General features: G+C 69.9%; 9 protein-coding genes. 4 read left to right on the plus strand and 5 right to left on the minus strand.

The window, feature by feature from the left end; translation table 11 throughout:
• Positions 1-11: 11 nt before the first annotated feature.
• Complete coding sequence (locus AC07FK_RS14925) at positions 12-1634, minus strand: MDR family MFS transporter (RefSeq protein WP_479105284.1); 1623 nt, start codon at positions 1632-1634, stop codon at positions 12-14.
• Between the two features lie 149 nt (positions 1635-1783).
• On the opposite strand from AC07FK_RS14925, the gene AC07FK_RS14930 reads away from it, so the two are divergent.
• Positions 1784-2314, plus strand: a complete 531-nt coding sequence (locus tag AC07FK_RS14930) for a TetR/AcrR family transcriptional regulator (protein ID WP_479105467.1) — start codon at positions 1784-1786, stop codon at positions 2312-2314.
• Between the two features lie 6 nt (positions 2315-2320).
• Here AC07FK_RS14930 and AC07FK_RS14935 read toward each other — a convergent pair whose 3' ends face one another.
• Positions 2321-3031 (minus strand): M23 family metallopeptidase, encoded by a 711-nt coding sequence (locus AC07FK_RS14935; protein ID WP_479105285.1) that lies wholly within the window; start codon positions 3029-3031, stop codon positions 2321-2323.
• Positions 3032-3450: 419 nt separating this feature from the next.
• Between AC07FK_RS14935 and AC07FK_RS14940 the strand changes: the two genes are divergently transcribed.
• Positions 3451-6771 carry an NACHT domain-containing protein gene (locus AC07FK_RS14940; RefSeq protein WP_479105286.1) on the plus strand — a complete coding sequence of 1107 codons (3321 nt, stop codon included), beginning with the start codon at positions 3451-3453 and terminating at the stop codon, positions 6769-6771.
• A gap of 88 nt (positions 6772-6859) precedes the next feature.
• A complete protein-coding gene (dacB, locus tag AC07FK_RS14945; RefSeq protein ID WP_479105287.1) occupies positions 6860-8524 on the plus strand; it encodes a D-alanyl-D-alanine carboxypeptidase/D-alanyl-D-alanine endopeptidase in 1665 nt (554 codons plus the stop codon).
• A gap of 81 nt (positions 8525-8605) precedes the next feature.
• On the opposite strand, the gene AC07FK_RS14950 is transcribed toward dacB, so the two are convergent.
• A complete protein-coding gene (locus AC07FK_RS14950) occupies positions 8606-11134 on the minus strand; it encodes an ATP-dependent Clp protease ATP-binding subunit (RefSeq protein WP_479105288.1) in 2529 nt (842 codons plus the stop codon).
• A gap of 450 nt (positions 11135-11584) precedes the next feature.
• On the opposite strand from AC07FK_RS14950, the gene AC07FK_RS14955 reads away from it, so the two are divergent.
• Complete coding sequence (locus tag AC07FK_RS14955; RefSeq protein ID WP_479105289.1) at positions 11585-12190, plus strand: SCO3374 family protein; 606 nt, start codon at positions 11585-11587, stop codon at positions 12188-12190.
• On the opposite strand, the gene AC07FK_RS14960 is transcribed toward AC07FK_RS14955, so the two are convergent.
• Together AC07FK_RS14960 and AC07FK_RS14965 are read right to left on the minus strand one after the other, a co-directional pair.
• A complete protein-coding gene (locus AC07FK_RS14960) occupies positions 12169-12504 on the minus strand; it encodes a histone-like nucleoid-structuring protein Lsr2 (protein WP_138897888.1) in 336 nt (111 codons plus the stop codon). The genes AC07FK_RS14955 and AC07FK_RS14960 overlap by 22 nt on opposite strands.
• Before the next feature lie 144 nt (positions 12505-12648).
• On the minus strand, positions 12649-13167 hold the full coding sequence (locus tag AC07FK_RS14965) for an amino-acid N-acetyltransferase (RefSeq protein ID WP_479105290.1): 519 nt from the start codon (positions 13165-13167) through the stop codon (positions 12649-12651).

Consider the following 13167-nt stretch of genomic DNA (forward strand, 5'->3'; position numbering starts at 1 on the left):
GGCGGCGCGCGTCACCCGCGTCCGCCCCGTCCGGCGGTGACGGCGCTCTCGCGGGACCCGTCACCGCCGGGCTCCGCGTCGGGCGGTGACGGGTCCGGCCCCGCGCCCCGCAGCGGCACCTCCTTGACGAAGAAGGCGGCCACGAACCCGGCGACCGCGATGATCCCGCCGAGCAGGAACGCCGCCTGCGTACCGGAGGCCACCGCGAACTGGTACGCCTCCCGCACGTTCTCCGGCAGCTTCGCCAGGCTTGCCGCGTCAAGCTGCGCCGACTGCTGGGTGGCGGCGCCCCCGCCCCGCTCGGCCATGGCGTCCTGCACCCGGCTGGTGAACAGGGCGCCCATGACCGAGACGCCGAAGGAGCTGCCGAGCGTACGGAAGAGGGTCGTCGAGGAGGACGCGACGCCCATGTCCTTCATCTCGACGCTGTTCTGCGCCACGAGCATCGTGATCTGCATCAGGAAGCCCATGCCGGCGCCGAGCACGGCCATGTAGAGGCCCGAGGTCAGCCGCGAGGTCCCGGTGTCCATCTGCGCGAGCAGCAGCAGGCCGGCGACCATCAGCCCGCCGCCGATGATCGGGAAGATCTTGTACTTGCCCGTGTTGGTGGTCATCCGGCCCGAGATCAGCGAGACGACCATCATGGACAGCAGCATCGGCAGCAGGAGCAGGCCGGAGTTCGTCGCCGAAGCGCCCTGGACGGACTGCTGGAACAGCGGAAGGAAGAGCACCGCGCCGAACATCACGAAGCCGGTCAGGAAGCCGATCACCGACATGAGCGTGAAGTTGCGGTTGCGGAAGATGTGCAGCGGCATGATCGGCTCGGCGGCCCGTGCCTCGACGAAGAGGAAGCCGACGAGTGCGGCGACACCGAGCGCGACGAGTTCCATGATGACGGCCGAGGACCAGGCGTACTCCGTACCGCCCCACGTCGTGACCAGCACGATCGCCGTGATGCCGACGGTCAGCAGCCCCGCGCCGAGGTAGTCGATCCGTGCCTTCGACCGCTCCTTCTTGGGCAGGTGCAGTACGGCGGTGACCATCGCCAGCGCGACCGCGCCGAGCGGCAGGTTGATGTAGAAGCTCCAGCGCCAGCCCAGGTGGTCGGTGATGGTGCCGCCGACCAGCGGCCCGCCGATCATGGCGAGCGCCATCACGCCGGCCATCATGCCCTGGTACTTGCCGCGCTCGCGCGGCGGGATGAGGTCGCCGATGATCGCCATGACGCCGACCATCAGACCGCCCGCGCCCAGTCCCTGCACGGCCCGGAACCCGATCAGCTGGCCCATGTCCTGGGCCATTCCGCTGAGGACCGAGCCGAGGAGGAAGACGACGATGGCGGTGAGGAATACGCCCTTGCGTCCGTACAGGTCTCCGAGCTTGCCCCAGATCGGCGTGGAGGCGGCCGTGGCCAGGGTGTACGCCGTGACCACCCAGGACAGGTGCGCCAGGCCGCCGAGCTCGCCCACGATGGTCGGCATGGCGGTGCCGATGATCATGTTGTCGAGCATGGCGAGGAGCATCGCGATCATGAGCGCGAGGAGCACGACGCGCACACTGCGCGGCTGAGCCGCCGCCGCCTGTTTCTTCTCTTCCCGCTGCTTCGCCCTGGCCTGCCGCTTCGTCGCGCCCATGATCCCCGTCCCCGGTCACTTACTTGCCGCCCGGCAAGCTGACTACACTCGGGGAAGGTAGACCCCTGACTAGCCGGGCGTCAAGTAAGTTTTCTTGGGAGAGCAGCGTGTCCAGAGGCAACACTCGTCAGCGCATTCAGGACGTCGCCATGGAGCTGTTCGCCGAGCAGGGCTACGAGAAGACCTCGCTGCGCGAGATCGCCGAGCGGCTCGACGTCACGAAGGCGGCGCTCTACTACCACTTCAAGACCAAGGAAGACATCATCGTCAGCCTCTTCCAGGACCTCACCCGGCCCATGGACGAGCTGATCGCCTGGGGGCAGGAGCAGCCGCGGACCCTGGAGACGAAGAAGGAGATCCTGGTCCGCTACAGCCAGGCCCTCGCCGCCGCCGCTCCCCTCTTCCGCTTCATGCACGAGAACCAGGCGACGATGCGCGACCTGAGCATCGGCGAGACGTTCAAGGAGCGGATGTTCGTACTCCTGGAGCTGGTGAAGGACCCGGACGCCGTGCTGACCGACCAGGTCCGCTGCGTCAGCGCGCTCTTCACGATGCACGCGGGGATGTTCGTGCTCAGGGACGCCGAAGGCGACCCCGAGGAGAAGCGCAAGGCCGCTCTCGAGGTCGCCATCGATCTGGTGAGCCAGGCGCACGGCCAGGCTCCGGGGGTCACGCGGTGACGGGGATCAGACGCTGACGCCCTCGGCACGCAGGAACGAGACCGGGTTGATCGCGGTGCCGTAGTTCGGCGTCGTACGGATCTCGAAGTGCAGGTGCGGGCCGCTGGAGTTTCCGGTGTTGCCGGAGAGGGCGATGCGCTCGCCGGTCTTGACCGTCTCGCCGAGGTTCACCTGGATCTTGGACAGGTGCGCGTACTGCGAGTACGTGCCGTTGGCGTGCTTGATCACGATCGCGTTGCCGTACGCCGGCCCGTCTCCGCCGCCGTTGGGGCCTGCCTTGACGACGGTGCCGCCGTGCACGGCGTCGACCGGGGTGCCGACCGGTACCGCGAAGTCCTGGCCGGAGTGCTTGCTGGCCCACATGCCGCCGCCCTTGCCGTACGTGGCGCTGAGCGAGTAGCGCTTGACGGGCTTCTCCCAGGCGCTGGCCTTCTTGGCCTTCGCCTTCTTCGCGGCCGCCGCCTTGGCCTTGGCCGCGGCCTTCTTCACGTCGGCTGCCTTCTTGGCGTCGGCGGCTGCCTTCTTCGCGCTGTCGGCGGCCTTCGCCTGCACCTGGGCCTGCTTCTCGACCGCCGAGGCGGCGGTCCCCTCGGCGGCGAACGCCACGCCTGCCGTGCCGAGCATCATCGACGCGCCGAGCCCGGCGGCCACGACGGCGTTGCGGCGGGTGCGGACGGACGAGGTGCGGGCGCGGGAGAACATGTCGAACTTCGTCATACGGGGGGAACCTCCGGGGTGAGTGAACCCGGCAGTCCGCCGGGCTGGCTTCACATTGGTAACCCGTGCTCCCGCCACTCCCAAAACGGCCCATCTACTACCAAGAGCCGTATGAGAGGCATCAACTATTCGACTCTTGACGCTATCTGCCAGACCTCTCCGAAGTATCGAAATAGGCTCACTTTGACCGGTTTAAGCCCATGCCAGAGGGGCCGAATCCGGCCACCCGCGCGGGCTCGCCCATCGCTGCCCCGCACCGCCCGAAGGTCCCGTCCCCCTTGGCCCGAAAGTCCCCCGCCGCACGGGCCCGGAGGCCACTAACGGCCTTCGTAGACCCCAAAACGCCTGTGCGCCTTGTCACCGCCGGACCCCCCGATACGCTGATCCACTGGACTGCACAGGCCCCGGGGGGACGGCGCGTGGATGCCGCAGCAATCGGTACGCGACTCGCATCGAGCGTGGTCGGACCGCTGGTCAAAAGCCTCTTCGTCACGGAGGGACCGGGGGCGGGCCTGGTCGACAGACCGGTCCGCCTGGCCGGGTACGTGTCCTTCCGGGGCGAGAAGCGCACCCTCACCCGCGCCGACCTGCGCAACCTCTCCGCCGAGCTGGTCCGCCAGGCCCTGCGCACGGGCGAGCGGCCCCTGCCCGCCGACGAGGAGCAGGCCGTCACCGACGCGCTGACCAGCACCCTGTACGCCCTCGGCGACCTCACGCTGAGCGACGTGGAGGCCGTGGAGCTCGGCCACAGCGCCCTGGCCCGCCGGCTGCGCCGGGAGAGCGACCGCCCCGAGCGCCACCTGTCGGCCGACGCGACCTACTTCTACGAGCGCCTGCTCGACGCCACCTGTCTCCACATCCTGCACTTCTTCACCCAGCGCTCGGCCTTCGTCGCGGCGACCCTCGTCACGCAGAGCCGCCGCCAGGGGGAACTGGTCGCCAAGGTGGACGAGCTCATCGCCCGGCATCCGCTGCCGGGCGCGCAGGACGTGGCGTTCGAACAGCGCTATCTCGCGTACGTGGCGAAGAAGCACGGCAAACTCACGATCTTCGGCATCGACCTCAGCAACTCACCGGGCAAGTGGCCGCTGGACGCTGCCTATCTGAGCCTGGAGGCGACCGCGCGTACCGTGCCCGGCGCCGGGCACGGGCCGCTCTCCGACGACGATCTGCACCGGCTGGTCCGGGAGTCCGCCGACCGCTACCGGGAGCACGCGGGTTTCGTGGCGGCCCGGCTCGGCCACGGACCCGCCCGGGACACGCGCCCCCCGCAGGACCCCTCCGGCCTGCTGCCTCCCACCGCCGTCACCCCCCGCCCCGCCGACCAGGCCCTCGCCGGCCACGAGCGCGTCCTGCTGCGCGGCGAGGCCGGCTCGGGCAAGACCACGCTCGTCCAGTGGCTCGCGGTCTCGGCCGCCCGCCCGGACCTGGACGACCGGATGGCCTACCTCCGCGACCGCGTCCCCTTCGTACTCCCCCTGCGCACCCTGACCCGCCACGGCGAGCGCCTCCCCGCCCCCAAGGACTTCCTGGCCGCCGTCGGCTCCCCGCTCGCGGGCGAGCAGCCCGCGGGCTGGGAGTCCCGCGTACTGCGGGCCGGGCGCGCCCTGGTCCTCGTCGACGGCATCGACGAGATCCCGGACAGCGAGCGGGCCCGCACCCGTGCCTGGCTGAGCGACCTGATCGACGCCTGTCCGGGCAACCGCTGGCTGGTCACGTCCCGGCCCTCGGCGGTACGGGAGGACTGGCTCGCCGAGGAGGACTTCACCGAGCTGACGCTGTCCTCGATGAGCCCGGCGGACGTCACCGCGTTCATCGAGCGCTGGCACGCGGCGGCCCGTACGGGCTCGGACGAGGACGACGCCGACCTGCTGTCGTACCGGACCCAGCTCCTCGCGGCCGTACGCGCCAAACCCGACCTGGGCCGCCTCGCCACCAACCCCCTGATGTGCGGCCTGATCTGCGCCCTGCACCGCGACCGCCGCGGCTTCCTGCCGCTGGGCCGCAAGGACCTCTACACGGCGGCGCTGTCGATGCTGCTCGTACGCAGGGACCGCGAGCGTGACATGGGCGTGCCGGAGCTGCGGGAGGAGCCGCAGGTCCAGCTCCTCCAGCGCCTCGCCTACTGGCTCATCCGCAACGGCCGTACGGAGATGGACCGTTCGCGGGCCGAGAGCGTCATCGCCGACAGCCTGCCCGCCGTCCCGGAGATGGCGGCGCTCGGCGACGCGAAGGCGGTCTTCGACCACTTCCTGCACCGCAGCGGCCTGCTGCGGCAACCCGCCCCCGGGACGGTCGACTTCGTCCACCGCACCTTCCAGGACTTCCTCGGCGCACGGGCCGCCGTCGACGAGGGCGACTTCGGCGTGCTCGTCGGGCACGCGGCGGACGACCAGTGGGAGGACGTCATCCGCATGTCCGTGGCGCACGCGCGCCCACGGGAGCGGGCGGAGTTCTTCACCGACCTCCTCGCGTACGGCGACCGGCACGCGGACCCCGCCGCCCGGACGCGCGTCCATCTCCTGGCGGCGGCCTGCCTGGAACACGCCGCCGAACTCGCCCCCGCCGTACGCCGGCAGGTCGAGAGCCGCGCGGCGGCGCTGATCCCCCCTGCCGACGCCGGGGCGGCACGCGAACTCGCCGCCGCCGGACCGGTCATCCTCGACCTGCTGCCGGGGCCGCAGGCCGTGGACGGCGACGCGGCGGCGCTCGTCGTCACCGCCGCCTCCCACGTCGGTTCGGACGCCGCGATCCCGTTCCTGGCCCGGTTCCGCGAGCAGAGCGCGAAGGCGGTCCGTACGCAACTCGTCTGGAGCTGGTACCGGTTCGACACGGACCAGTACGCCGACGAGGTCATCGCGCACCTCGACCCGCGCCAGCTGTACTTCACGGTCGCCTCCGACGCGCAACTGGCCGCTCTGACCCGGCTCGGCGGCCGGCCCTGGCTCGAAGCCAGGGGCGACCTCGCGCCGGACGGACTCGTCGCGTACGCGCGCACCACCGGACTGGACAGCGTCAGAATCCGGGAGAACGACCGGCTCACCTCCCTGGAGTTCCTCCGGGGGCAGAAGGACCTCGGCCACCTGGACATCTCCGACTGTCCGGCTCTCACGGACCTGTCGGCGCTGGCGGGGACGGGTCTGCACACCGTGTACCTCGACGAGGTCCCCCACGCTGACGTCGGCGTCCTGTCGTCGCTGAGCCGGCTGCACACCCTGCGGCTCGGCGGCGCCGGCCTCCCCCCGGTGGCCGGGCTGCCGGCCACCGCGTCCCTGGTCGACCTCAGCCTGCAGCCCGACGGCCCGCCGGCCGACGGCCTGCGCGGACTCGGCGGACTCCAGCGGCTCCAGGTACTGACGCTGGGACAGTTTGGCGGCCCGTACGGCGCGGCGGACTGGGAGGAGCTGGCCCGCCTGAAGGACCTGCGGCTCCTGCACCTGTACGCCCGGTACCTGGAGTCGGCGCCGTCCTCGTTCGCGGCGCCGGCGGTCCAGCAGCTCGTTCTGCGGGGGGCCGTCGTCCAGAGTGGCCTGGACAGCGTCGTGCGGTCCTTTCGCGGGCTCCGTACGCTGACCGTCGCCTCGCTGGAGAAGGAGATCGACGTGTCGCCGCTGGCCGCGCTGCCCGGCCTGCGGCGCATCGCCTTCCCGTTCGGGGACAGGGACGGACGGCTCCGGGGCCTGGACTCGCTCGGCCCCGCCGTGGAGGTGACCGGCCTCGACGACGTCAGCGCCGACTGACCGCGCCCGGCGCGCGCCCCGCTGTGCCCACCACGCCCGGCACGCGCCTCCTTCCCCCCGCCACGCCCGTCCGGGATGCTCCTGAGCCATGAGTAGACCCGTGATCCGCGCCCCGCGCCGCACGATCCCCGCGTTCCGCTCCCCCTCCCCCACAGCCGTCCGCACCCGCCCGCGCGCCCGCACCCGCGCATGGACCCTGGCCGTCGTGCTCGCCGGTGCGCTGGCCTGGGGCTCGTCCGGCGCCACCGTCGCCGGGCCTTCCGACACCGGCCTCAAGGGCGCCATCGACACCATCCTCACCGACGCCCGCCTCGACGGCGGCGCCGCGAGCGTCGTCGTCGCCGACGCCGCGACCGGCAGAACGCTCTACCAGCGCGACAGCGGCGACCGGCTCATGCCGGCCTCCAACACCAAGCTGCCCACCTCCGCCGCCGCCATGGCCGTCCTCGGGCCCGACCACCGCTTCCGTACGGACGCCCTGGCCACCGGCGTCCGCCACGGCTCCGTGCTGCGCGGCGATCTCTACCTCCGCGGCTCCGGGGACCCCACCACCCTCGCCGCGGACTACGACGCACTCGCCGCCGAGGTGGCCGCCTCCGGCATCAAGCGCGTCACCGGCCGCCTCGTCGCCGACGACACCCGCTTCGACACCCAGCGCCTCGGCCGCTCCTGGGCCGCCGACGACGAATCCTCGTACTACTCCGCACAGATCTCCGCGCTCACCGTCGCACCGGACACCGACTACGACGCCGGCTCCGTCATCGTCGAGGCGGCCCCCGGCGCCGAACCGGGAGCCGAACCCGAGATGCGCCTCACCCCGCGCACCGACTACGTCGACCTCGACGTCCGCGCCACCACCGTCCCCGCGGGCCGGCCCGACACCCTCACCGTCGAGCGCGAGCACGGCTCGAACACGATTGTGGTCAGCGGTGACATCCCCGTCGGCGCCGACCCGGCCAAGGAGTGGGTCAGCGTCTGGGAGCCGACCGGTTACGCCGCCGCCGTCTTCGCCGACGCGCTGAAAGCCCACGGCGTACGCGTCAGCGGCCCCACCCGCCTCGGCCGCGCCACCCCCGCGAACGCCGAGCCGCTCGCGTCGCACACCTCCATGCCGCTGAGGGAGATGGTGCGCCCCTTCATGAAGCTGTCCAACAACATGCACGCCGAGGCCCTCACCAAGGCCATCGGCTACGAGACGACCGGCCGCGGCACCTGGAGCGCCGGCCTCGCGGGCATCTCCGCGTACCTGAAGAAGGAAGGCGTGAACACGGCCGCCCTCCGTCAGGTCGACGGCTCCGGCCTCTCCCGCATGAACAACATCCCCACCGCCCAGCTCACCGAGCTGCTCCTCGCCGTGCGCACCGCGCCCTGGTACGCCGACTGGTACGCGTCCCTCCCCGTCGCCTGCGCCCCGGACCGCGCGACCGGCGGCACGCTGCGTTCGCGCATGTGCAAGACCCCCGCCGCCCTGAACGCCCGGGCCAAGACGGGCACCCTGACCGGCGCGTCCGGCCTCTCCGGGTACGTCACGGACGCGGGCGGCCGCGAGCTCGTCTTCAGCATCGTCCTCAACAACCACCTGGCGGCGTCGGTGAAGTCCATCGAGGACGCCATCGTGACCACCCTCGCCTCCTCGACCACCGACCGCACCGTCCTCGTGCGCCCGACCGCCCCCCGGGCTGTCGCTCCCCCCGCCGTCGGGGCCGCCGACGCGTCCCTCGAATGCTCCTGGCGCAAGCCCGCCCTCTGCTGAGCGGAACGCCAAAAACGCCAAAAAAGGGGTGGCCCCGGAACTCTCGTTCCGGGGCCACCCCTTCAGGCGCTCAGAGCGCGGTCACGCGTCCTTCGACAGGTTCGGGCCGGCGCTGCCGCCCGTGGCCTGCTCGATCGGGGGGACGTCGGGCAGAGCCGACTTCTCCTCGCCGCGGAAGGTGAACTTCTTCGCTTCACCCTCGCCCTCCACGTCGACGACCACGATGTGGCCGGGACGCAGCTCGCCGAAGAGGATCTTCTCGGACAGGATGTCCTCGATCTCCCGCTGGATCGTCCGGCGCAGCGGCCGGGCGCCCATGACCGGGTCGTAGCCCTTCTTCGCGAGCAGCGACTTGGCTTCCGAGCTCAGCTCGATGCCCATGTCGCGGTCCTTCAGGCGCTCGTCCACCTTGGCCAGCATGAGGTCGACGATCTGGATGATGTCTTCCTCGGTGAGCTGGTGGAAGACGACCGTGTCGTCGACACGGTTGAGGAACTCGGGACGGAAGTGCTGCTTCAGCTCTTCGTTGACCTTGTTCTTCATCCGCTCGTAACCGGTCTTGACGTCCCCCTGGGCGGCGAAGCCCAGGTTGAAGCCCTTGGAGATGTCCCGGGTCCCGAGGTTGGTCGTCATGATGATGACCGTGTTCTTGAAGTCCACGACCCGGCCCTGGGAGTCGGTCAGGCGACCGTCTTCCAGAATCTGGAGCAGGGAATTGAAGATATCGGGGTGGGCCTTCTCGACCTCGTCGAAGAGAACGACGGAGAACGGCTTGCGGCGCACCTTCTCGGTGAGCTGTCCGCCCTCTTCGTATCCCACGTAACCGGGGGGAGAACCGAAGAGACGGGAAACCGTGTGCTTCTCGCTGAACTCCGACATGTCGAGGGAGATCAGTGCGTCCTCGTCGCCGAAGAGGAATTCGGCGAGCGTCTTGGAAAGCTCGGTCTTACCGACACCGGACGGACCGGCGAAGATGAACGAGCCACCGGGGCGCTTCGGGTCCTTCAGACCGGCTCGCGTACGGCGGATCGCCTGCGAGAGGGCCTTGATGGCGTCCTTCTGGCCGATGACGCGCTTGTGGAGCTCGTCCTCCATGCGCAGCAGGCGGGAGGACTCCTCCTCGGTGAGCTTGAAGACCGGGATGCCCGTGGCCGTGGCCAGGACCTCCGCGATCAGTTCCTCGTCCACCTCGGCGACGACGTCCATGTCGCCGGCCTTCCACTCCTTCTCGCGCTTGGCCTTGGCCGCGAGGAGCTGCTTCTCCTTGTCGCGCAGGGAAGCCGCCTTCTCGAAGTCCTGCGAGTCGATCGCGGACTCCTTGTCCCTGCGGACACCGGCGATCTTCTCGTCGAACTCACGGAGGTCCGGCGGTGCGGTCATCCGGCGGATGCGCATCCGGGAACCGGCCTCGTCGATCAGGTCGATCGCCTTGTCCGGCAGGAAGCGGTCCGAGATGTAGCGGTCGGCCAGGGTGGCCGCAGCGACCAGCGCCGAGTCCGTGATGGACACGCGGTGGTGCGCCTCGTAACGGTCGCGCAGGCCCTTGAGGATCTCGATCGTGTGGGGGAGGGAAGGCTCCGCCACCTGGATCGGCTGGAAGCGGCGCTCGAGGGCCGCGTCCTTCTCGAGGTGCTTGCGGTACTCGTCGAGCGTCGTGGCGCCGATGGTCTGGAGCTCACCGCGGGCGAGCATCGGCTTCAGGATCGAAGCCGCGTCGATCGCGCCCTCGGCGGCGCCCGCACCCACCAGGGTGTGGAGCTCGTCGATGAACAGGATGATGTCGCCGCGGGTGCGGATCTCCTTGAGGACCTTCTTCAGGCGCTCCTCGAAGTCACCGCGGTAGCGGGAACCGGCGACGAGCGCGCCGAGGTCGAGGGTGTAGAGGTGCTTGTCCTTGAGGGTCTCGGGCACCTCGCCCTTGACGATGGCCTGCGCCAGGCCCTCGACGACCGCCGTCTTTCCGACGCCGGGCTCGCCGATGAGGACCGGGTTGTTCTTGGTACGGCGGGACAGCACCTGCATGACCCGCTCGATCTCCTTCTCGCGCCCGATGACCGGGTCGAGCTTGGATTCGCGGGCGGCCTGCGTCAGGTTGCGGCCGAACTGGTCCAGCACGAGGGAGGTCGAGGGCGTGCCCTCGGCCGGACCGCCGGCGGCGGCGGTCTCCTTGCCCTGGTAACCGGAGAGCAGCTGGATGACCTGCTGGCGCACCCGGTTCAGGTCGGCGCCCAGCTTCACGAGGACCTGGGCGGCGACGCCCTCGCCCTCGCGGATCAGGCCGAGCAGGATGTGCTCCGTACCGATGTAGTTGTGGCCGAGCTGGAGGGCCTCGCGGAGCGAAAGCTCCAGGACCTTCTTGGCACGGGGGGTGAAGGGAATGTGACCGGACGGGGCCTGCTGGCCCTGACCGATGATCTCCTCCACCTGCTGGCGGACCGCCTCGAGCGAAATCCCGAGGCTCTCCAGGGCCTTAGCGGCGACACCCTCACCCTCGTGGATAAGGCCCAGGAGGATGTGCTCGGTGCCGATGTAGTTGTGGTTGAGCATCCGGGCTTCTTCCTGAGCCAGGACGACAACCCGCCGCGCGCGGTCGGTGAACCTCTCGAACATCGTTAATCGCTCCTCAGAGCGGTCGGTCAGTGAGGGGTCGGTCCCCTCCCAGTCCTTCCGCATGCTAGTCCCGCAGGACGGGACAGCTCATTCCAACTGCCGACATCCGTCCGGATCACCCCCGCATCCGCGGGGAATCGAGCTGCCGAACAGCCGACACCTGCTCCAACCTGATGGTGGGAGACGATGTTCCCGCAGGCCAAACAGATACCCGTTCATCCACTACGCCCATGGCGAACGTGAGACGGTTCAGCAGGCGTGTCGACCCTTCCCACTAGGAATGTCTTACCCGTGGGCACTGACACTCCATGCGGCGCGCGCCGGTTCCCTCAGCTACGGGCGAACATCCTTGCGCCGCCGAATGCCCCTGCACGCCCCCGCGAGATCAACGCACCGCAACCGTTGGGCCACCGAGCGTAACCCCGGAGCCGTTCAGGAGTTGGTCCGGACATGACGCCCACGGTCCCGTTCCCGCGCACGCCGCCGTCACAGCCGCCGCCGTCGCAGCCCCTGACGCCCGACGGTGTCGCGCGCTGGTACGAGAACGAGCTCGGCTGGGCCACCGCGGCGAGCGCCGACGGCCGCACGGTGCGGCTGCTGACCGGCCTGCGCTTCGACGTGCTGGAGCTTCCCGCGGACGCGGGTTTCGCTGTACTGCGGCGTCACGCGGGGCTCACGGGTCCCGTCGCGCTCATGGGACGGCGGATGCGGCTGCTGGTGGCCGCGGGGAGCGCCGAGGAGCTCCCCGGACTGCTCGACTGGCTGGAGTGGGGCGGCGTGGCCCTCGACCTGCGGGCGCTGGGAGCGGGCGGGCGGATGACCGCGCCCTCACCGCCGGGCCGGGCCTGCGCGCAGGGGGCCGCCGTATGGCTGCGGCCCCCCGAGCCGCGGCACGAGGTGGAACCGACACTTCCGGTCATCGCCGGACTCGGGTGTCGTGGGGAAACACCCGATCTCGTACGTCTTGTGGGCACGGCGGCGACGGAATGCCACCGGGCCCGGTTGTCGCGTACGAATTCCGCTCACGCGAATGCTCAGCCGTTGGCCTTCTCGTAGGCCTCACGGATGTCGGCCGGGACGCGGCCGCGGTCATTCACGTTGTAGCCGTTCGCCTTGGCCCACTTACGGATCTCGGCGGTGTTCTGGTTGCCGCCCGTCGCGGCGCGCGTCTTGCCGCGACCGGAAGCCGCACGGCCACCGGTGCGCCGGCCGCTCTTGGTGTACGGGTCGAGCAGACCGCGGAGCTTGTCCGCGTTCGCGGTGGTGAGGTCGATCTCGTAGGTCTTGCCATCCAGAGCGAACGTCACGGTCTCGTCCGCCTCGCCGCCGTCGAGGTCATCGACAAGAAGGACCTGAACCTTCTGTGCCACCGGATTTCCTTTCATCGAAAATGCAGTACGCGGAAAGGAAACCGCTTTTCTCTGGAAAACACAAACCCCTGGTGGAGGTTCAGTACCGCGAGAAGACGGGAAACGTGCGCGTTTCGGACATAGGGCTCCGTCGGCTTCTGACGATCACAGGTGCAGAAGCATCCGACTGTTGCCCAAGGTGTTCGGCTTCACCCGTTCGAGACCCAGGAACTCCGCCACGCCCTCGTCATAGGAACGCAGCAGCTCGCTGTAGACATCTCCGTCGACCGGAGCCTCTCCGATCTCGACGAAGCCGTGCTTCAAGAAGAACTCGACTTCGAAGGTGAGGCAGAAAACCTTGCGGACTCCCAGCCAGCGCGCGGTCTGGAGCAGCTTGTCCAGCACCTGGTGCCCCACTCCGGCGCCCTTGAACGCGGGATCGACGGCGAGAGTGCGCACTTCGGCGAGGTCTTCCCACATCACGTGCAGCGCGCCGCAGCCGACCACGGCGGCGTCCTCGTCGCGTTCGGCGACCCAGAACTCCTGGATGTCCTCGTAAAGCGTCACGTTCGCTTTGTCGAGCAGGATCCGCTTCTGCGCGTAGGTGTCGACGAGACTGCGCACGGACGGCACATCACTGGTCCTCGCACGCCGGACGGTGATGGCTTTTCGCTCTGACGGCAT

This window comes from Streptomyces sp. NPDC046122 (genome assembly GCF_056429965.1).